The 19,731-nt window shown below is 74.2% G+C and carries 14 protein-coding genes; 7 read left to right on the forward strand and 7 right to left on the reverse strand.

Annotated elements, in window-relative coordinates; translation table 11 throughout:
• The first annotated feature begins 3 nt into the window (after positions 1-3).
• From ACR9E3_RS25800 to ACR9E3_RS25815, 4 genes are read left to right on the forward strand one after another with little or no spacing between them, the layout of a single operon-like run.
• A complete protein-coding gene (locus ACR9E3_RS25800; protein ID WP_460383565.1) occupies positions 4-1,263 on the forward strand; it encodes a class I SAM-dependent methyltransferase in 1,260 nt (419 codons plus the stop codon).
• Positions 1,260-2,102, forward strand: a complete 843-nt coding sequence (locus ACR9E3_RS25805) for a glycosyltransferase family protein (protein ID WP_460383567.1) — start codon at positions 1,260-1,262, stop codon at positions 2,100-2,102. The genes ACR9E3_RS25800 and ACR9E3_RS25805 overlap by 4 nt, the downstream gene beginning before the upstream one ends.
• Positions 2,102-2,761: a PIG-L deacetylase family protein gene (locus ACR9E3_RS25810; protein WP_460383568.1), complete on the forward strand. Its 660-nt coding sequence runs from the start codon at positions 2,102-2,104 to the stop codon at positions 2,759-2,761. Before ACR9E3_RS25805 ends, ACR9E3_RS25810 begins: the two co-directional genes overlap by 1 nt.
• A 31-nt stretch (positions 2,762-2,792) precedes the next feature.
• The gene (locus tag ACR9E3_RS25815; protein ID WP_460383570.1) at positions 2,793-3,818 is read left to right on the forward strand and encodes an NAD-dependent epimerase/dehydratase family protein; all 1,026 of its coding nucleotides are present in this window, start codon (positions 2,793-2,795) and stop codon (positions 3,816-3,818) included.
• A gap of 45 nt (positions 3,819-3,863) precedes the next feature.
• Here ACR9E3_RS25815 and ACR9E3_RS25820 read toward each other — a convergent pair whose 3' ends face one another.
• Positions 3,864-4,406 carry a dTDP-4-dehydrorhamnose 3,5-epimerase family protein gene (locus tag ACR9E3_RS25820; protein WP_460383572.1) on the reverse strand — a complete coding sequence of 181 codons (543 nt, stop codon included), beginning with the start codon at positions 4,404-4,406 and terminating at the stop codon, positions 3,864-3,866.
• Positions 4,407-4,457: 51 nt separating this feature from the next.
• Between ACR9E3_RS25820 and ACR9E3_RS25825 the strand changes: the two genes are divergently transcribed.
• Positions 4,458-5,591, forward strand: a complete 1,134-nt coding sequence (locus tag ACR9E3_RS25825; RefSeq protein WP_460383574.1) for a transferase — start codon at positions 4,458-4,460, stop codon at positions 5,589-5,591.
• Positions 5,592-5,864: 273 nt separating this feature from the next.
• Here the strand turns inward: ACR9E3_RS25825 and ACR9E3_RS25830 are convergent, their stop codons facing one another.
• The 3 genes from ACR9E3_RS25830 to ACR9E3_RS25840 form a co-directional block, all read right to left on the reverse strand.
• Positions 5,865-7,940, reverse strand: coding sequence for a lipopolysaccharide biosynthesis protein (locus tag ACR9E3_RS25830; RefSeq protein ID WP_460383576.1), 2,076 nt, complete (start codon positions 7,938-7,940; stop codon positions 5,865-5,867).
• A gap of 149 nt (positions 7,941-8,089) precedes the next feature.
• On the reverse strand, positions 8,090-9,313 hold the full coding sequence (locus ACR9E3_RS25835; RefSeq protein ID WP_460383577.1) for a glycosyltransferase: 1,224 nt from the start codon (positions 9,311-9,313) through the stop codon (positions 8,090-8,092).
• A complete protein-coding gene (locus tag ACR9E3_RS25840; protein ID WP_460383578.1) occupies positions 9,310-10,401 on the reverse strand; it encodes a glycosyltransferase family 2 protein in 1,092 nt (363 codons plus the stop codon). The genes ACR9E3_RS25835 and ACR9E3_RS25840 overlap by 4 nt, the downstream gene beginning before the upstream one ends.
• A gap of 325 nt (positions 10,402-10,726) precedes the next feature.
• Between ACR9E3_RS25840 and ACR9E3_RS25845 the strand changes: the two genes are divergently transcribed.
• Together ACR9E3_RS25845 and ACR9E3_RS25850 are read left to right on the forward strand one after the other, a co-directional pair.
• Complete coding sequence (locus tag ACR9E3_RS25845; protein WP_460383580.1) at positions 10,727-11,557, forward strand: polysaccharide lyase; 831 nt, start codon at positions 10,727-10,729, stop codon at positions 11,555-11,557.
• Positions 11,554-12,543 carry a hypothetical protein gene (locus ACR9E3_RS25850; RefSeq protein ID WP_460383581.1) on the forward strand — a complete coding sequence of 330 codons (990 nt, stop codon included), beginning with the start codon at positions 11,554-11,556 and terminating at the stop codon, positions 12,541-12,543. The genes ACR9E3_RS25845 and ACR9E3_RS25850 overlap by 4 nt, the downstream gene beginning before the upstream one ends.
• A 2-nt stretch (positions 12,544-12,545) precedes the next feature.
• Here the strand turns inward: ACR9E3_RS25850 and ACR9E3_RS25855 are convergent, their stop codons facing one another.
• The 3 genes from ACR9E3_RS25855 to ACR9E3_RS25865 form a co-directional block, all read right to left on the reverse strand.
• Positions 12,546-15,332 (reverse strand): lipopolysaccharide biosynthesis protein, encoded by a 2,787-nt coding sequence (locus tag ACR9E3_RS25855; RefSeq protein ID WP_460383582.1) that lies wholly within the window; start codon positions 15,330-15,332, stop codon positions 12,546-12,548.
• Positions 15,333-15,449: 117 nt separating this feature from the next.
• Complete coding sequence (locus ACR9E3_RS25860; RefSeq protein ID WP_460383583.1) at positions 15,450-17,051, reverse strand: O-antigen ligase family protein; 1,602 nt, start codon at positions 17,049-17,051, stop codon at positions 15,450-15,452.
• A complete protein-coding gene (locus tag ACR9E3_RS25865; protein ID WP_460383584.1) occupies positions 17,048-19,597 on the reverse strand; it encodes a P-loop NTPase family protein in 2,550 nt (849 codons plus the stop codon). The genes ACR9E3_RS25860 and ACR9E3_RS25865 overlap by 4 nt, the downstream gene beginning before the upstream one ends.
• Between the last annotated feature and the right edge of the window lie 134 nt (positions 19,598-19,731).

Consider the following 19,731-nt stretch of genomic DNA (forward strand, 5'->3'; position numbering starts at 1 on the left):
CCCTTGGACAAGATTCTCTGCCGGCTCTGCGGCTCGGCCGACCTGGCCAGCTTCGTCGACCTCGGCGCGACGCCCCCGTGCGAGCTCTTCCTCACCGCGGAGGGCCTCGAGGCCCCCGAGCAGACGTTCCCGCTGCACCCCCGGGTGTGCCGGTCGTGCCTGCTGGTGCAGCTGCCCCCGCTGATCGACCCGGACGAGACGTTCACGGAGTACGCGTACTTCTCGTCGTTCTCGACGTCCTGGGTCGACCACGCGCGGCGCTTCGTCACCGCGGCCACCGAGCGGGCCGGGCTCGGCCCGGACTCGCTGGTGGTCGAGGCGGCCAGCAACGACGGCTACCTGCTCCAGCACGTGGTCGCCGACGGCATGCGCGCGGTGGGCATCGAGCCCAGCGTCAACGTCGGCCAGGCCGCCCGGGAGAAGGGCGTGCCGACGCTGACGGCGTTCCTCTCGCCCGAGACCGGCGCCGCGGTCCGCGAGGAGCACGGCCCGGCCGCGCTCGTCGTCGCGAACAACGTCTACGCGCACATCCCCGACCTCGTGGGCTTCACCCAGGGGCTGCGGGCGATGGTGGCCGACGACGGCTGGGTCTCGATCGAGGTGCAGCACCTGCTCACGCTGGTGCGCCTCCGGCAGTTCGACACGATCTACCACGAGCACTTCCAGTACTACACGGTCGGCACGGCGCAGAAGGCGCTGCGCTCGGGCGGGCTGGAGCTGGTGGACGTCGAGCTGGTGCCGACGCACGGCGGTTCGATCCGGTGCTGGGCGCGACCCACCGAGCTGGGCCAGCAGCCCTCGCAGGCCGTCGCCGACGCGCTCGCCGAGGAGGCCGCGGCCGGGCTCGACACGGTCGAGGGCCACGCCGGCTTCGCGGGCGAGGTCTCGCGGATCCGCAACGACCTGGTGCGCTTCCTCGTCGACGCCGCGGACGCCGGGAAGACCGTCGTCGGCTACGGCGCGCCGGGCAAGGGCAACACCCTGCTCAACTACTGCGGCATCCGCCCCGACCTGCTCGCGTACACGGTCGACCGCAACCCCTACAAGCACGGCCGGTTCACCCCGGGGACGCGCATCCCGATCCACCCGCCGGAGCGGATCGACGCCGACCGTCCGGACTACGTGCTCGTGCTCCCGTGGAACCTGCGCGACGAGATCACCGCGCAGCTCGCCCACGTCGCGGGCTGGGGCGGGGCGCTCGTCTTCCCCATCCCCTCCCTGCAGGTGGTCGCACCGGGCTCTGGCAAGGTTCTCGAACCGTGAAGGTCGTCCTCTTCTGCGGCGGATTCGGGATGCGGATGCGCGACGGCGACTCCGACGTCCCCAAGCCCATGCAGATGGTCGGGCCGCGCCCGCTCATCTGGCACGTCATGCGCTACTACGCCCACTTCGGGCACAAGGAGTTCATCCTGTGCCTGGGCTACGGCGCCCACCACATCAAGGACTACTTCCTCGACTACCGCGAGACCGAGTCGAACGACTTCGTGCTGCGTGAGGGCGAGCTGGAGCTGCAGAGCTCCGACATCGCCGACTGGACGATCCACTTCGTCCACACGGGGCTCGAGTCGCCGATCGGCGAGCGGCTGCGGCGGGTGCGCCACCTCGTCGAGGGCGAGGAGATGTTCCTCGCGAACTACGCCGACGTCCTCACCGACGCCCCGCTCGACGCGATGGTCGACAAGTTCCGCGCGAGCGACGCCACGGCCTCGCTGCTCGCGGTGCCGCCCCAGGCGGTGTTCCACATCGTCGACGTCGACGGCTCGGACCGGGTGAACTCGATCTACCCGGTGACCGACATGCACATCCGGGAGAACGGGGGCTACTTCGTGCTGCGCCCCGAGGTCATCGACTACATCCCGGAGAACGGCGACCTCGTCGGCGACGCCGGGATGACCCTGGCCAAGGAGGGCAAGCTGCTCTCCTACCCGTGGGAGGGCTTCTGGCAGCCCGCGGACACGCTCAAGGAGCGCAACGCCCTCGAGGCCTCGTACCGGGCCGGCACCCGGCCGTGGATGGTGTGGGAGAAGGCGGCCCGCGCGATCGACCGGCCGCCGCTGGAGAGCCTCGTCGCGCAGGAGCTCTCCGAGCGCGACACCCCTTGATGCGCGCGCTGCGCCCCGAGTCGCTGGACGAGCTGGTCCTGCTCGCGGCGCACTGCGACGACATCCCCATCGGCGCGGGCGGCACGCTGCTGACCCTGTGCCGGGCGCGTCCCGGTCTGCGGGTGCGCGCGCTGGTGCTGTCCGGCGGGGGCACCCCGCGCGAGTCCGAGGAGCGGGCGGCGCTGGCGGCGTTCTGTCCGGGCGCCGACCTCGCGGTGACCGTGCTGGACATGCCCGACGGCCGGCTGCCCACCCACTGGGAGTGGGCGAAGGAGCAGCTCGAGGCGTTCCGCCGGACCTGCGAGCCGGACCTGGTCCTCGTCGGGCACCGCGGCGACGACCACCAGGACCATCGCGAGCTCGCGCGCCTCGTCCCCACCGTGTTCCGCGACCACCTGGCGCTGGGGTACGAGATCCTCAAAGCCGAACCGGACCTCGCGCAGCCGCCGCTGCTGTGGCCGCTGGCACCGGACGTGGTGGCCGACAAGGTCCGCCTGCTGCACGAGTCCTACCCGTCCCAGGTCGCCCGCGCGTGGTTCGACGAGGAGACCTTCCGGGGCCTCGCGCGCGTCCGCGGGGTCCAGGCCGGGGTGCGCTACGCGGAGGGGTTCCACCTGACGCGGGCGCTGCTGGCGGCCCCCGTACCGTCGTCTCTCTGAGGCACCGTCACACGAAGGAGGGACCGCCGCGATGCGCGTCCTGCTCACCGGACACCAGGGCTACCTCGGCACCCTGATGGCGCCGCTGCTGACCGCGGCCGGCCACGAGGTCACCGGGCTCGACTCCGGCCTGTACGCCGACTGCGTGCTCGGCGACCTGCCCGCTCCCGAGCCGCCGGCCCTCGCGGTCGACCTGCGCGACGTCACCGTCGACCAGCTCGCCGGGTTCGACGCCGTCGTGCACCTCGCGGCGCTGTCGAACGACCCGCTCGGCGCGCTGGCGCCCCAGCACACCTACGACATCAACCACCACGCCTCGACCCGCCTGGCGCGCCTGGCCAAGGAGGCCGGGGTCGGCCGCTTCGTCTACGCGTCGACGTGCTCGGTGTACGGCGCGTCGGGCACCGAGGACGTGCTCGACGAGGAGGCGCCGATGAAGCCGGTGACCCCCTACGCCGAGTCGAAGGTGCGCGTCGAGGCCGACCTCGTCGAGATGGCCGACGCCGACTTCGTGCCGGTGTCGATGCGCAACGCGACGGCGTTCGGCTTCTCGCCGCGCCTGCGCGCCGACATCGTGCTCAACAACCTCGTCGGCCACGCCCTGCTGTCGAACCGCATCCTCGTGATGAGCGACGGCACGCCCTGGCGGCCGCTGGCCCACGCGCAGGACATCGGCGGGGCCGTGGTCGCCGCGCTGGCCGCCCCGGCGGACACGGTGCGCGCGCAGGCGTTCAACGTCGGCTCGACGGAGAACAACGTGCAGGTGCGCGACATCGCCGACGCGGTGAAGGTCGCGGTGCCCGACGCCGAGCTGGTCATCACCGGCGAGACGGGCGGCGACCCGCGCTCGTACCGCGTCGACTTCACGAAGATCGGCAAGTTCCTGCCGGAGTTCCGGCCCGCCTGGTCGGTCGCCGACGGCGCGGCCGAGCTGATCCGCGAGTACCGCGCCCGGGGGCTGACCCAGGAGGCGTTCGACCGGCGCTTCACCCGCCTCGCCGTGCTGAAGGACCGCCAGGCCGCCGGCACCCTCGACGAGTCCCTGCGCCCCAGCTGAGCCGCCCATGTGAGCGAACTTCGGGGCTATAGCCCCAAAGCTCGCTCACATGGAGGCGAGCAGGTCCTTCCAGGCGCCGGCGGTGCGGTCGCGCTCGGAGATCGCGGTGACCTCCTGCGGCCAGGTGATCGCGAGGTCCGGGTCGTCGTACGCGACGCCGACGTCCTCGCCCGGCGCGTGCGGGCGGTCGATCCGGTAGCAGACGTCGGCGACCTCGGTGAGCGCCTGGAAGCCGTGCAGCAGGCCCGGCGGCACGTAGAGGTGCCAGAAGTCCTCGTCGTCGAGGCGGTACGACTCCACCGTCCCGAACGTCGGCGAGTCCGGCCGGGCGTCGACGAGGACGTCGAGCACCGCCCCGTGCGCCACGCGGACCAGCTTCGCCTCGCCGCGGCCGCGGCGCCCGTGCATGCCGCGGATCGTGCCCTGCCGCGAGCGGGACTGGCTGTCCTGCGCCTCCGGGCCCAGGTCGATGCCGTGTTCCGCGGCGATCGCCGTGTCGAACGTGCGGGTGAACAGTCCCCGGTCGTCGCGGTGCGGCGTCGGGACGAGGACCCGCACCCCCTCGATACCTGCTGTGCGTACCTCCACGCCCCGGAGCCTCCCATCCCCGCCGCGAGCGCTCCTGACAGGATCGGCGCCGTGAGCCATCCCGACCCCACCTGTCGCTGGTGCGGCGGCGCCGACGGCACGATCGTGCTCGACCTCGGCGACCAGCCCGCCGCGGACCACTTCCCGGCGGTCGACGACCCGGGCCCCGACCCGGTGCACCCGCTGCGCATGTGGCTGTGCGCCGGCTGCGGGCTGGCCCAGCTCGCCGAGGACCCGACGACGCCCGAGGAGCCGCGCGGCGCCGAGCCGGACGCCCTCGTCGCGCAGGCACGGGACGCCGTCGCGCGGGTGCAGACCGCCGGCCTGCTGCCCGAGGGCGGGACGGTGCGCGAGTTCGGCAGCCCGCACGGCGGCTCGTGGCTCGACCTCCTCGGCGCGGCCGGTCTCAAGGAGAGCCCCGAGGAGCCCGCCGACGTGGTGATCGACTGCTTCGGGCTCATGCACGCCGCCGACCAGCGGGCGGGGCTCGCCGAGCGCGTCGCGGCGACGGCGCCCGGCGGGGTGCTGCTGCTGCAGTTCCACACGCTCGCCGCGATCGTCACCGACGGCGGCTGGAACGCCCTGCGCCACGGGCACTTCGCCTACTACGCGACGCCCGTGCTCCGCGGGATGCTCGGCGAGCTCGGCCTCGACGTCACCCACGGCTTCCTGTTCGACCTCTACGGCGGCACGGTGCTGCTCGCCGCCCGCCGGCGCGACGACGACGGCCCGCGGGACCAGGCCGGCGTCGACGCCCTGCTCGAGCGCGAGTCGGCCCTCGGCGTCACCGATCCCGGCGCGGTCGGCGCCCTCGAGGAGGCGGCGAGCCGCAGCGCCGAGGAGCTGCGCGCGCACCTCGAGTCCTCCCGCGACGCCGGGCACGCCGTCCTGGGCTACGCGGCCGCGTCCCGGGCGGTGCCGCTGCTCAACCGCGCCGGCATCGGCCCCGACCTGCTGCCGGCCGTCGCGGACGCCTCGCCGGGCAAGCAGGGCCGGCGGTTCCCGGGCGTGCCCGTGCCGATCCTGCCGCCGTCCGCGGTCGCCGACCGCCGTCCCGACGAGGTCGTGCTGTTCGTGACCGACATGCTCGCCGAGATGCGCCGGGCGATGCCCGAGGTCGAGGCGAACGGCGGGAGCTGGGTGGTCGTCGACCCGACGGTGCGGAGGATCGCGCCGGCGCGCTGATCTCGGTGGGTGCGGTGGCAGGCGTAGCCGCAGTGACGGAGCGAGGGCGTCCCTCGCTGCGTCGCGCGCAGCGAGGGACGCCCTCGCTCCACCGAGCCCGGCCGCGACGGGGAGGGCGACGCGCCGAACATCGTCGTCGTCGGCTCGTCAGGCGCCGTCGTGCCGGGTCCGGGCAGGGAGCGGCGCGATGATCGCGGTCTCGGTGACGACCCCTCGCAGATGTGACAGCGATCGTCACCGAGACGACGATCCCGTCGAGGTCCGGGCCGGGCGTCAGCCCCGGTCGCGGGGGACCGCGCCGAGCGTCGCCGTCGGCTGACCCTGCGACGCCGGGCCGTGGTGCCCGTTGCCGTTCGTGCCGTGCCCGGTGGCGCCGTGCCCGTTCCCGCTGCTGTGGTGCCCGTTCGCCCCGCGCCCGTTCGTCAGCGGCGTGCCGACCGGCGGGCTCACGGGCGGACCGCCGTCCTCCGGTGCCGCGAGGGCGTGGCGGGGCCGTCCCGTGCGGCCGGTGCGGGCGGCGTCGCGCAGCGCCGCGGTGAGCGCGTGCGAGGTGGCGGGGGAGAGGCCGGTGGCGGGCCCGCCGGGCGCCTGGGGGGCCGCCTCGGGGCGGCTGTGGCGCCCGCCCGGCGGCGGTACCGGTGCGTGGAGGCGCTCGGTGCGCAGCTCGCCGAGCGCGAGGACGAGGGTCGGGACGTCGAACAGGTCGTCCTCGCCGCGCCGCTGGTCGTCGTCGACGGGGCCCTCGTCGGCGCCGGAGTCGTCCGAGCCCGACCCGCCGTGCCGCCGCTTCGCGAACTTCGCGACGAGCCCGCGCAGCTCGCCCACCGTCGACGGCGCGAGCACCGCCAGCACGCCGAGGTAGACCGCGCCGAAGAGCGCCGCGTCCGCCGCCAGGTAGAGCAGCCCGAGGAGCACCGGGCGCGTGTCGGACAGGAGCACCTGGTGCTCGAGCGCCCAGGTGGCCGCCCCGGCCAGCACGGCGGCGACGAGCGGCGGCAGGAGCACCTTGAGCAGCTCGCCCCACGAGGCCTTCACCAGCGGGCGGGCCAGGGCGACCGTGAGGATGCCGCCGACCATCCCCTCGATCGAGACCGAGAGGCCGACGCCGAGCAGCCCGAACGGGAGCAGGGCGACGAGCCCGCCGATGCCGAGGACGAGCGAGACCGCCGTCGCCCAGTGCAGGCGCCTGCTCGCCCCCGCACCCTTGATCGACTCGACGCCGATCGCGTTCAGCGCCGTGCCCGGGCCGAAGCCGGCCATCGCCATGACGAAGACGCCGGCGGGCGCCCACTGCGGCCCGAGGAGCACGACGATCGCGGGCCCGCCGGCCGCGACGAGGAAGGCGCCGAGCGGGATGGTCGCGGTCCAGAGCAGGCGCAGCGCCCGGACGAACCCGCGGCGGAAGCGCACGGCGTCGCCCGAGATGCGGGCGAACGCCGGGAAGAGCACGTAGGACGCGACCTGGATGATCGCCTGGCCGGGCAGGATGCCGATGCGGCGCCCGTAGCGGTACTGGCCGGCGGTCGCGATGTCGAGGCTGCGCCCGACGATCGACTGCGACGCGATCTCGCGGGCGTCCTTGGCCAGGTTCTGGACGATCATCGGGAACGCGTAGCGCGCCATCTCGCGCCACAGCCGGTAGCTCGGGCGTGCCTTGCCCGGGCGCCAGTCGGCGAGCCACCACGCGGCGATCAGCGTCGCGATCTGTGAGGCGTAGAGGCCGATGACCATGCCCCACACGCCGAAGCCGAGGGCGCACATGGTGACGGTGACGACGGCGAACGACCCGGCCGTCAGCGGGTCGACGATCAGCCGCCGTTTGAAGTTGAAGCGGCGCTGCATGAGCGCCTCGGGCACGTTGAGCAGCGAGTGCACGAGCAGCGTGCCCGACGTGGCGGCCGCGATGAGGGCGACCAGGCGGTCGCCGAAGAACAGCGCGAGCAGCGGGGACGCGGCCAGCGCGCCGGTGGCCATGAGGACGCCGGTGAACACGCTCGCCCAGAACGCGGTGTTCGCCGCCTCCTCGACGTCGGTCTCGCGCTGGATGAGTGCGGCGCGCATCCCGCCGTCGGCCATCACGATCATGAAGTTCGCGAAGATCGTGCCGAGGGTGAACGCGCCGATCTCGGCCGGCGTGAGCAGGCGGGCGACGACCACCGTCTGCCCCAGCGAGATGAGCTGGGTGACGAACAGCATCGCCGCGGAGATCGTCGCGCCGCGCTTGAGGGTCCGGCTGAGCTTGTTCAGCGACGGGTTGTGCCCGGCGTCCGGCGTCGCCGCGGGACCGGGTGCGTCACCGGTCTCCGCGGGCGTCGGGGCACGGCCGGAGCCGTCGGGCGGACCTGTCATGGGGGAGCGGACCGTGGACCGTGGTGGGGAGCGAGGCGGTCGCACCGACGGTCCGGCAGCACGACAGCACGCTCATTCTAGGGGCCCGGCCCGGCGCGATCGCCCGGCGTATCGCCTTGATCACCCAGGGTGAGAGGCGGGCGGTGGCCTCAGCCCGTCGGGCGGGACGCGGGCGTCGAGGCGTCCACGAACAGGGCGCTCCAGGCCCGTCCGATCACGTCCCAGCGATAGACCTCGTTCACGAGCGAGTGAGCCGCCGTGCGGACCGTCTCGCGGCGCGGCGCGTCGTCGAGGACGGCCAGGACGGCCCCCGCGAGGCCCGCGGCGTCGTCCGCGACGACGATGTGCGTGCCGTCGACGACCTCGGGCAGCGCCTCGACGCCCATCGTCGTGGTGACGACGACGAGACCCAGGCCGAACGCCTCGAGCACCTTGTTCTTCAGCCCGCTGCCCGACCGCATCGGGTTGATCATGATCGGGTAGCGGCGGACGACCGGGCGCAGGTCGTCGACCCACCCGGTGAGCGTGAGCAGCGGCTCGCGCGCGGCGATCTCGACCAGCCAGTCCGGGGCACCGGCCCCGACGATGCAGAGCTCCACGCCCTCGTGGCGCAGCGTCGGCAGCCACACCTGGTGCACGAAGAACCAGAGCGCGTCCCGGTTGGGGCCGAAGGTCAGGTTGCCCCAGAAGGCCACGCCCCGGCGCTCGCCCGGCGCGGGCAGCGGACCGACGAACGCCTCGTCGACGCCGTTGGGGACGACGCCGACCGTGCCGGGGGCGCGCCGGCCCTCGACCGCCCGCGAGTCCGCGGCGCTGATCGTCACGACCCGGTCGAAGCGGCCGGCGAAGCGCGACTCGGTGGCGCGCTTGCGGTGGACCTTCAGGCGGTCCTTCCAGCGCCGCAGGCCCTGTGCGGGGGTCGAGCTCCACGCGAGCGAGCGGTGGGTGGTCAGGGCCGTGGAGTCGCAGACGTCCAGCGTCACCCGCGGCCCGCGCAGGGTCGCAGCCAGCTCGGCGACGTCGCCGCCGAAGACGACGACGTCGGTGATCCCCCGCTCGTCGACGATCTCCTGGAGGCGGGCCGCCGCGCGCGCGAACTCGGCGGGGTGGAACGCCGCGAGCACGTGGTCGTCGGAGCGGCGCAGGTGGCGCTTGAGGCTCTTCGCCGGGCCCGTGAGCGCCGGGAGCTCCTCGGTGCTGGCGAAGAGGTCCTCGGTGCCGGGCAGCCCGGGACCAGGCGGGCCCAGCGCCTCCATCGGCGCGACCACCAGGTGGGCCTCACCGGGCAGGTGGGCGCAGAGGTGTGCGACGCGGATGTCGTAGCCGCTCTGGCGTGACTCGAGGCGCCTCGAGGTCAGGACCAGGAACCTCACTCCGGGGACCTCCGTGGGTTGCCGCGCAGCCGGTGCAGCCAGTCGGCCGAGCGGGCCGACCGCCAGCCCTTCTGCAGGCGCTGCTTGACGGGGTGGACGGCGCCGAGCACGCCGGGGGCGAAGCGCAGGCCGGCGAGGACCGTGGCGGTGCGCGCGCTGTGGCGCAGCGCGTACGCGGCACGCACGTGGCTGCGCGCGGCCTCGAGGTCGCCCTCGCGGAACGCGAAGCGCGCCCGGCGGATGTGCTGCTCGTAGCGGACGCGGTGCACGACGCGGTCGAGCGCCTCCTGGGCCTCCGGGTCGCCGGAGCGCTCGACGGCGTTGCGCATCGCACGCTCGCGCTGCGCCTCGAACCGCTCGATGCGCTCGTTGTCGTTCGGCCTGCTCACCGAGCCCGCCTGGACGCGGAAGCGCCCCAGCCGGTCGGGGATCACGCGGACGTCGTGACCCGTGACGATCATCCGCAGCCAGAAGTCGAGGTCGTCGACGAGCGGGGTCTCCGAGGTCATGCCGTCCAGCTCGTCCCAGACCTCGTGGCGGATCGCCGCGGTGTAGTACGGGCTCGGGCCGTCGATGACGTCGGCGAGCCGCAGGGGTTCCTGGCCGTCCGGCGTCGCGCGCACCCCGGCGTCGGTGAGGTAGCTGTGCGCCAGCAGGCGCTCGCCCGGGTCGACGAACTGGTGCGCGTCGGTGGTCACCGCGGCGACGTCCGGGTGCCCGTCGAGCAGCTCGCCGGTGCGGGCGCAGAACTCGGGGGCCACGGCGTCGTCAGAGTTCAGCGGCACCAGGTACCGACCCGTCGCGAGCGCCGCGGCCGCCATCGTGCCGCCGCTCGCGCCCGCGTTCTCCTGGCGGGTGAACAGGATGCGGGGATCGGTCAGGTAGGGCTCGACGACCGCCGCGATCTCGTCGTCGAAGCCGTTGTCGACGATGACGAGCTCCCAGTCGGTGCGCGTCTGGTCGAGGACGGACCGGATGGTGCGCGGCAGCGTGTCGGCCGTCCGGTACGCGGTGGTGAGGAAACTGAACGCGGGGCGGGTCGTCCGCTGCTGGCCCACGGGTGGAGCCTCCTGCGTCCTGCTGGTCACGGTCACAACTCCCCCGGTGCCCTCCACCGCCCGCCGCTCGACTGCGTCGACGGAACCACGGACGGGTGGACATCTCCGTTCAGGTGTCCGGTCCGGAAATGTATCGGGCCGCTCCTGAGGCTTCGGCGTGCGCCCCCGGGACCTGCGGTTCTCGGTGCGTCGGTCACGCCCTACCCACGTCTGACGTCTCACCCACTCGCCGGAACGTGTGCCTTGCGGTCACCTGCGACGAGCGGTCACTGTTCTGCGCCGAACGGACCAATTGTGTGGTCACTGCGGTCGATGTGACTCGTGGTGCGACGAACGGTAGGTGGAGGAGCGCGCGATGGAGATCAACGGTCGGCGGGGTGATCGTCGTGGGACGTCCCGACGCCGGCGCTTGGCCGCCGCGGCGCTCGGCTGGACCGTGCTCGGTCTGGCCGGCGGCGTCGCGGGAGCGCCGCCCGCCGCCGCGGCGGACGGTCCGGCCGTCGTGGGCCGCGAGGTGTTCGTGGGCGACTACGAGACCGGCAACTTCGGCCAGTGGGACACCTGCCAGACGGCGACGGTCAACGCCGGGTGCGGCGGCTTCACGGGCGACCGCACGATGCGGATCGTCACCGACGACGTCCGTCAGGGCCGCTACGCCGCCGAGTTCGACATCGGTCCCGGGGACGTCCCCGACTTCGGCGGCGGCGAGCGCGCCGAGGTGCGGTCGGACGCGGCCGGCGCCGTGGTCAAGGAGGGCGACGAGCGCTGGTACCAGTGGTCGATGAAGTTCCCGGCGGACTTCCAGAACCCGACCGGTGTGTGGTTCATCGTCATGCAGTGGCACGCCGGGGAGGGCTCGCCACCGCTCGCGATCAACATCAGTGACGGCGGCACCGTCGACATCGGCGGCGACGGGCTCAAGGGTGAGCCGCGCCCGACCATCGGGCCGGTCCACAAGGGCGAGTGGGTGGACTACACGCTGCACGTGAAGTTCTCCCGCGACCACGACGCTGGGTTCGTCGAGGCCTGGGAGAACGGCCAGCAGACCGTGCCGCGCACCAACCGCGCGTCGATGACCAGCGACTCCAACTACCTCAAGCAGGGCATCTACCGCGACTCCGGGCCGGCGACCTCGGTCCGGATCGACGGTCTCCGCGTCGTGGCGCCGGGGGTGACCCTCCCGTGAGGCGGACCGTGCTGCTCGCGGTGCTGGCGGTCCTCATGGTGCTGCTGCCGACGGGGACCGCCACGGCGGGCACCGCCCCCACCCGCGACGTCTACCAGCGCCCGTTCGCCTGGAACTCGATCTGGAACCTGCCCCTCGCCCGCGGCGCGCAGTACCAGCCGTACGACGCGAAGATCGGCAACGTCTACCCCGACATCGAGAACATCTCCGTCGACCCCCACGCCCCGGCGCGCACCCTCGACGGCGACCCGGGCGGGCAGGTGCTCGTCGACCCCGACATGACGGCCGACGGCAGCTGGAACAACTGCTCCACGCTGCTCGCCGACACCCCGGACCGGAAGACCGTCGTCCAGGGCCAGCCCATGACGCTCGACGCCGGCGGCGACCCCTCGTGGGACCACGGCTGGGCGCCGCTCTCTCTCACCGGCGACGGCATCGACGGCTGCCACGGCGGATCCGGGATGTCGGGGATCGGCGGCACGATCCGGAAGGGCGAGCTCACGGGCGCGGAGCCGATCCGCCACGCCCTGAAGTTCAGCCTGCCCTGCACCACCAGCTGCTCCAAGGAAGGCGGCGGGTTCCGCTGGCCGGCGACGAAGGCCGACTCGGGCTACGAGGGGAAGTACGGCGGCGAGAACCCCGAGGTGCACATGGGCTCGCTGCTCGCCCTCCCGCCCGGCACCGACCTGTCGACGATCACCGAGCCCGACACCCGCAAGGTCGCCGAGGCGCTCATGACCTACGGCGGCTACGTCGTCGACGAGACCGGCGGCGACCCCGAGGGGTCGTTCGACGTGCAGTCGACCGCCCTCGACGAGTTCCCGAACATCAGCTCCGAGCAGATGCTCGACCTGCTGAAGAAGCTCGCGGTGGTCACCAACAGCGCCCCCGGGACCCCGGGCGGCGGCGCGCTCGGCACGCCGCGGCTCGCGGACTGCGCCGAGCCGTTCGCCGACGGCACGGGCGGCGCGCCACCCGGGTGCTGAGGTCAGCGGCGGGTGTCGGGCGACTCGGCGTCGTGGTCGGCGTCGCTGTCGTCGGACCCCGGGACCTGGACCATCGGCACCAGACGGGACGGGCCCGTGCCGCGGCCGTTACTCCCGGAGCCGGTCCGCGCCGCGGGACCGTGGTGCCCGTTGCCGTTCCCGTTGGTGCGGGTCGTGCGCAGGGTCTCGGTGCGCGCCGCGTCGTCCTCGTCCCCCGCGTCGCCGGCGTCCTCGCTGTCCTCCCGGACCGGCTCGGGCGCCGCCGGCGTCGTGGCCATCGTCTCGGTGGCGGGAGCGTCGTCGTCGCCGCCGGCCGGGCTCGCGGGTTCCGGCTCCGGCTTCGGCTCCGGCTTCGGCTCCGGCTCCGGCTTCGGCTTCGGCGAGGACGTGCGCTGCGGCGTGGGCCGGGGTCGCGTCGCCAACGTCTCGGTGGCGGGGCCGTCGTCCTCGTCCGCGGGCGCGGGCTCCTCGACGGTGGGCTCCGCCGACCCGGCGCGGGTGCTCAGGGTCTCGGTGGCCGGTGCCTCGTCGCCGTCGCCGTCGGCCGGCGCGGACGACGGCGGCGTCGCGGGTCGGGTCGCCGGGCGGACCGTGGCCTTCACGGTGCGCCGCGGGGGGCGCGCCGGAGCCGCCGCGTCGTCCGGAGCGAGGGGCGCCTTCGCTGCGTCCGGCGCAGCGGGGGACGCCTTCGCTCCCTCGCCGCCCGCCGGCCCCGTCGGAGCGAGGGGCGCCTTCGCTGCGTCCGGGGCAGCGGGGGCGTCCTTCGCTCCACCCCCGGGCGACACCGGCGGCACGCCCGGCATCGTCGGTGCCCCGGGGCCGCGCGTCGGCGGGATCGCGGTGGTCGGGGCGTCGAGGCCCGCGTCCTGGAACCGGCGGGCCCGCTCGTCGGCGGCGACCGGCGAGGTCGGCGGCGCCGGGGCCGGACGGGGCGGACGCGGCGGGCGCTCGAGACGGCGCGGGGGTGCGGGCGGCCGCGGCGGCCCCACCATCGGCCGCCACGGCGAGTACACCTGGTCGCCCGGTCCGTTGAGCCCGAAGATCGGCAGGACCTCGGTGGGCGCGTCGAGGTACTCGGGGCGGTCGTCGGGCCGCGGGCCGGTGGGGCCGGCGGTGTCGTCCGCGTCCTCGTCGCCCTCGTCGTCGTCCCCGCCGCCGCGGCCCCGGCGCAGCAGGCCGTCGCGCAGCTCGCGGATCGCGTCCGGGGCCATGAGGTAGAGCAGGCCGCCGAAGATGCCGAGCAGCAGCAGGCCCTCGCCGGTGAGCAGGATCAGGCCGAGCCAGACCGGGTGCTCGGCGGAGTGCACGAACCCGTGCTCGAGCACGCCCACCACGGCGCCGGCGACCGTCGCGGCGATCAGCGGCGGCACCATCACCCGGGCCAGGTCGCTGAGCGAGACACCCGCCAGGCCGCGGGCGAGCAGCAGCGCGACGATCCCGCCCACGAGCGAGTCGATCGACGCGGCGAGGCCGACGCCGACGAGCCCGAACGGCAGCAGCAGGATCAGGCCGCCGATGCCGACGACGATGCTCAGCACGGTGAGCCAGTTGATGAGCTTGCTGCGGCCCGCGCCCTTGATCGACTCCATGCCGATCGCGGCCATGGCGACGCCGGGGCCGAACCCGGCCATCGCCGCGACGAACACGCCGGCGGGCTGCCACTGCCGGCCCAGCAGCACGACGATGATCGGCTGGCCGAGGGCGACGAGCACGGCGGCGAACGGGGTCGTGGCGACCCAGAGCATGCGCAGCGAGCGCAGCAGTCCGTCGCGGAAGCGCGTGGCGTCCTGGGCGATGCGGGCGAACGCCGGGAAGAGCACGTAGGAGGCGACCTGGATGATCGCCTGGCCGGGCAGGATCGCGATGCGGCGCCCGTAGCGGTACTGCCCGGCCGACGCGATGTCGAGCCGCCCACCGACGAGCGCGGACTGCACCGCCTCGCGGCCCTGGTCGACGACCGCCGAGACGATCAGCGGGCCCGCGAAGCCCGCCATCTCGCGCCAGATCCGGAAGACGAACCGCCCCTTGCCCGGGCGCCAGCCGGCGAGCGCCCAGCAGGCGATCAGCGTGGCGAGCTGGGAGGCGTAGAGCCCGATGACCATGCCCCACACGCCGAAGCCGAGCAGGGCGAGCGTCACCGTGACCAGCGCGAAGGTGGCCGCGGTGGTGGGGTCGACGATGAGGCGGCGCTTGAAGTTGAAGCGGCGCTGCATCAGCGCTTCGGGGACGTTGAGCAGCGAGTGGATCAGCAGCGTGCCGCAGGTCGCGGCGCAGATCAGCCCGACCATGCTGTCGTCGAAGTACAGCGACAGCAGCGGTGACGCGGCGAGCGCGCCGAGCGACATCGCGGTGCCGGTGAACAGCCCCACCCAGAACACGGTGTTCGCGGCGTCCTCGACCTCGCGGCCCCGCTGGATGAGCGCGGCGCGCATGCCGCCGTCGGTCATCGTCGTCAGGAAGTTCGCGAAGATCGTGCCGAGCGTGAACACGCCGATCTCGGCGGGGCTCAGGATGCGCGCCACGACGATGGTCTGGGCGAGCGAGATGAGCTGGGTGAAGATCAGCGCGACCGAGGCGAACTTCGCCCCCGAGCGCAGCCGCGAGCCCATGCCCTCCAGGGAGGGGTCGTGCTCGCTGTCCGGGACCGCGGAGCGCTTCGGGTCGTGGGGGAGGTCGTCCTCGTCGTCCCGCACGCCGAGATGCGTCGTCGCCGCGTCGAGGCCCGTCGGACCCGCGGGGGCCGGCGGCCCCTCGTGATCACGGCCCGGGGGCTGCGGTGGCTGGCTCATCGTTCCGTCATCGCCGGCGTCTCGCGTGCACGCGAGCCCGGCGCGTCCGCCCGGCCGGGCCCCGCCATCATAGGGCGGGCACCGGTCGGGTCGTCCGGGGACGTGTCGTCGGCGCGATCACCGGGAGGGCTGCAGGCGGCGGTCCGCGGGCCCCTTCGCGGTGTCGCCGACGGCGCCCGCCTCGGCGTGGGGCCGGTCGTGGACGTCCCACCAGGCCCGCTGGTCGTCGCCGGACATCCCGCCGGGCAGGCCGCTGCCCGGCACGCCCGGCCGGGGCCGGACGCCGCGCGCCCGATGCCGCTCGAGCTGGACGACGACCATGCCGGCGTAGAGGAACGGCACGAACGTCGCGAAGTCGAGCTGTCGCAGGTCGACGGTGAGCCCGTTGATCACCAGAGTGATCATGGCGATGCCGCCGAGCAGGGCCAGCGGCTGGCCGAGGAACTCGTTGGCCGGCAGCTCACGCAGCGCGCGCCACATGAGGTAGAGGACGCTGACCACGACGCCGATCCACATCAGCGCGCCCGGGATGCCGAGCTCGGCCGCGATGCCGATCTCGTTCTCGTGCGAGATCAGGTTGTAGCCGCGGTTCCACTCGACGTCCTGCGACCACTGCACGTGGTACCAGGTGTTGTAGGCCAGGAACCGGGCGATGCCGATCCCCATGATCGGGTGCTCCTGGATGGCCTGCCAGGCGGTGGCCATGATGTTGAGGCGGTCGAACACCTCGTAGGACGAGCCCACGCCGCCGCTCGCGCGATCGGACGAGAAGAACGTCGAGGCGTTGGCCGCGACGCCCGCGACGCCGACGAGCAGCGACACCACGAACGGACGCCGCCAACCCTGGGCGAACACGATGCCCATGCCGATCGCGATGACGAGCGCGAGCATCGAGACGCGGGTGTGGGTCAGGTACACCGAGTACGCGTTCGCCGCCGCCAGGGCGTACAGCGCGACCTTCGTCCAGCGCCCGACGCCGGGCCGGGTCGCCAGGAAGACGCACGCGAGGAAGCCCATGTCGAGGATCAGGCCGTTGACCACGGGCTGGTTGAACACGCCGTTGGCGCGGCCGTCCCACGCCGGGGCGTTGACGATGTACTTCGGCCAGATCAGCGACTTCGGGCCGTGGAACTGCACGATGCTGACCCACGCCGAGTACGCCGAGAACACCACCGTCGACCACAGGATCCAGCGCACGCCGCGCTCGTCGTCGGCCACGCCCTTCGCCAGGACGTAGGCCGCGAACGGCACGATCGTCCCGGTGAAGATCCACCGCCAGACGTCCTGGTCGGCGCCGGTCACGGGGTCGATCGGCGGGAGGTCGTGCCCGAGCATCCAGGACAGGATGTTCCAGGCCAGATAGGTCGCCATCAGCCACTCGACGACCCCGAACGTCGGCGCCTGCTTGGCGCCGCGCTTGATGGCCAGCGCGTACGCCAGCACCAGCCCGATGAGGGCCGGGGTGAGCAGCTCGACGGGGATGACCTGCTTCTGCGCGAGCCGCCCGAACGACGCCGCGAACACCAGCACGAGGGCCAGCAACGGGTCGCCCAGCGCGACGAGGGCGACGAGGGCCGCCACCGCGGCGCCCGCGAGCAGGACGCCGACCCGCGTGGGCTCGACGAACGCCACCCCGGCCACGACCACACAGGCCACCGCGGCGACGACGAGCTCGGTGCGCCGGGAGGACCCCTCGCGGCGCTGCGTGAGCAGGCTCATTTCTCCGTACGCATCGTCACGGTCGGGGCGGACAGCGAGTCGGAGCGCTTCGTGGCGCTCTCCTTGCCGTTCGAGGCGCCGGCGGCACCGTTGCCCCCGGTCGCGCCGTTGCCGCCGGTCGGACGGCTCGAGGTGAAGCGGGCCGTCCCGATCCGCTTGGCGCCCTCCGGCGAGCCCGGCGTCGTGGCGGGCTGGGAGGCGGGCTTCGGGGTGGACGGCGCAGCGGCGGGTCCGCGGCCGGCCGGGCCGGAGGCGGGCCCGCCCGGACCGGGCTTCGCCGACGGCCCCGTCGGCGAGGGCTTGGCCCCCGGACCGGAGGGGGACGGCGTGGCCGCGGGGCCGGACGGCGAGGGCTTGGCCGCGGGCCCGGACGGCGAGGGCTTGGCCGCGGTCCCGGACGAGCCGGAGCCCGCGGGACCGGCCTGGCCGGACGCGTCGGCGGGCTTGGCCGACGGCCCCGTGGGCGACGGCTTCCCGGGGGCGGAGGGCGACGGCTTCGGCGTCGCGCCCGTGGGACGGGCGCCCTGCGGGGCACCGTTCGGCGGCTCACCGCCGGGCTTCGGCTGCGGCGACGGCTTGCCGCCCTCGGTGCCGGAGCGGCGCACGACGCGCGCGGACGGGCCGGCCACGGCGTCGGGGACCTGCTGGCCACCGGGCGAGGGCTTGCCCCCCGGCGTCGGGCCGCCGGCCCCCGAGGACTGACCCGGCGACGGCGACGGACCGGATCGCCCGGCGGGGCTGGGCCACGCGGCCGACGAGCCGCCGGCCGAGGGCTCCTTCGACTCGGGGCGCGCCGGACCCGACCCGCTCGCGGGCTTCTCGTCGCGGCGCGCGCCCTTGGGGTCGGCCGCCGCGGCGCCGTTCACGCCGCGGTGCGAGCCGTTGGTGCCGTTCGTGCCGTTGGCGGCACCCGCCCCGGCAGCGGCACCGGCGGCCGCGCCCGCGGCACCCGCCGCTCCCGCGGCCGCCGCCGTCCCGGCACCGCCGGACGTGCCGGCGCCCTGTCCGAAGGCCTCGCGGGCCTCCTCGAGCTTCTTCGCCGAGATCGGCGCCGTGCGGTCGGCCGGCGGCACCTGCTGGCCGGGTCGCGGACCCGGACCGCCCTGCGGCGCCGGTGCGGCGGGAGCCGGCGGCGGCGTGGGACGTCCCTGGGGCGGGCCGGCCGGGAGCTGGACCGGGGTCCAGTTGCGCTCGGCCAGGAAGCCCGGGTCGACGATCTGGTTGGGGTTGCGCACGAGCACGACACCCAGCGCCGTGGAGCCGGTGCGGCCGAGCGCGTCGAGGGCGGAGGACGCGTGCTTGGCGCGGGTCTCGCCCTCCTCGATGACGAGCAGGGCGCGGTCGGCCACCGAGCAGACGACCTGGCCTTCGACCGACTCGACCGGCGGCGCGTCGATGATCACCAGGTCGGCGAGCGCCGTGCCCTGGCTGACCAGGCGCTGCACGTGGGACTTGGAGAACAGCGCGAACAGGTCGTCGCGCTTGCTGCCCTGCGGCGCCACGAGCAGCGCGCGGCCGTTGGTGAAGATCTTGCCGTCGACGCGGCTGCCGCCGCGCTCGGCGAGGAAGTCCGCGACACCGGAGAGCGTGGAGAGCTCGGAGGGCAGCGGGTCGGCCTCGAGGTCGGTCTGCAGCAGCAGGGTGGTCTGGCCCTGCAGGGCCCGCAGGCCGGCCAGCGCGACCGCGATGCGCGACTTCGACGCCCGCGTCGAGTACGGGCCGGTGATGGCCAGCGCGCCCGGGGTCGGCATGCCGTAGGGGTTCGTGAGGCCCATCAGCGAGCGCAGCAGCTGCCCGCGGCCGTCCTCGCCGGAGCGGCGGCGGCCGCCGACGGTGGCCAGCACCGAGAGCCCGAGACGGTCGCGGACCTCGCCCTGGGTGACGATCCGGTTCTCGAAGCGGCCGAGCGCGATCGCGAGCAGCGCGCCGAGCAGCAGGCCGCCGACCAGCGCGGCGCCGGTGTTGCGGGCGGCGTTGGACGGGTTGGACGAGACACCGGCGTTGAGCTGGAGGTCCTGGAGCTGGTTGGTGCCGCTCTGCAGGTTCGAGATCGCGTCCTGGAGCCGGCCGACCTCGTCGGAGTTGTTCTGCGCCCGCGCCGCGTTCAGCTGGCCGGTGAGCTGCTGGATCTGGGCGGCGCTGTTGCCCTGCAGGCCCTCGTTGACGTCGTCACGCAGGGCTTCGGCCATCTTCGTGGACGCCTCCTGCGCGACGTCCGGGTTCTTGCCGGTGGCCTCGACGTAGACGATCGGGCTGGAGGCGGCGATGCGGGCGTTGAGCGTCAGGTCCGTGGAGACGCCGGCGCGCTGGCGCAGCACCTCCTGCGAGGAGGCCTGGTTGAAGTAGTCGGCGTAGCCCTGCGCGAGCACGGTGTCCTGCTCCGGCGCGCGGTCCTGGGAGACGATCGTGAGGGCCGCGCGCCCGGTGTAGGTCGTCCCCTGCAGCAGGGAGGCCCCCAACGCGCCCGCGGCGGCCACGAGGCCGATGACGAGGATCAGCGCCCACCGACGGCGGATGCGGTCCCACTGGATCAGGAGCGGGCTCATTGCGTGCCTTTCGTCCGATCGCCTCCGGCGCGCCGCCCGAGGATGGTGCGCCGGCACATCCTAATGTGACGGGCTGTTGCTCCAGGCCCGTGTCAAGCCTGCACGGCACCGGAAACGGTAGCGAACCAGGCACG

Source organism: Actinomycetospora sp. C-140 (genome assembly GCF_054796175.1).

Coding starts and splice junctions, on each gene's coding strand:
- ACR9E3_RS25845 (WP_460383580.1), top strand. CDS start 10,727: ATGGAGATCAACGGTCGGCGGGGTGATCGTCGTGGGACGTCCCGACGC.
- ACR9E3_RS25865 (WP_460383584.1), bottom strand. CDS start 19,597: ATGAGCCCGCTCCTGATCCAGTGGGACCGCATCCGCCGTCGGTGGGCG.
- ACR9E3_RS25815 (WP_460383570.1), top strand. CDS start 2,793: ATGCGCGTCCTGCTCACCGGACACCAGGGCTACCTCGGCACCCTGATG.
- ACR9E3_RS25830 (WP_460383576.1), bottom strand. CDS start 7,940: ATGACAGGTCCGCCCGACGGCTCCGGCCGTGCCCCGACGCCCGCGGAG.
- ACR9E3_RS25860 (WP_460383583.1), bottom strand. CDS start 17,051: ATGAGCCTGCTCACGCAGCGCCGCGAGGGGTCCTCCCGGCGCACCGAG.
- ACR9E3_RS25810 (WP_460383568.1), top strand. CDS start 2,102: ATGCGCGCGCTGCGCCCCGAGTCGCTGGACGAGCTGGTCCTGCTCGCG.
- ACR9E3_RS25855 (WP_460383582.1), bottom strand. CDS start 15,332: ATGAGCCAGCCACCGCAGCCCCCGGGCCGTGATCACGAGGGGCCGCCG.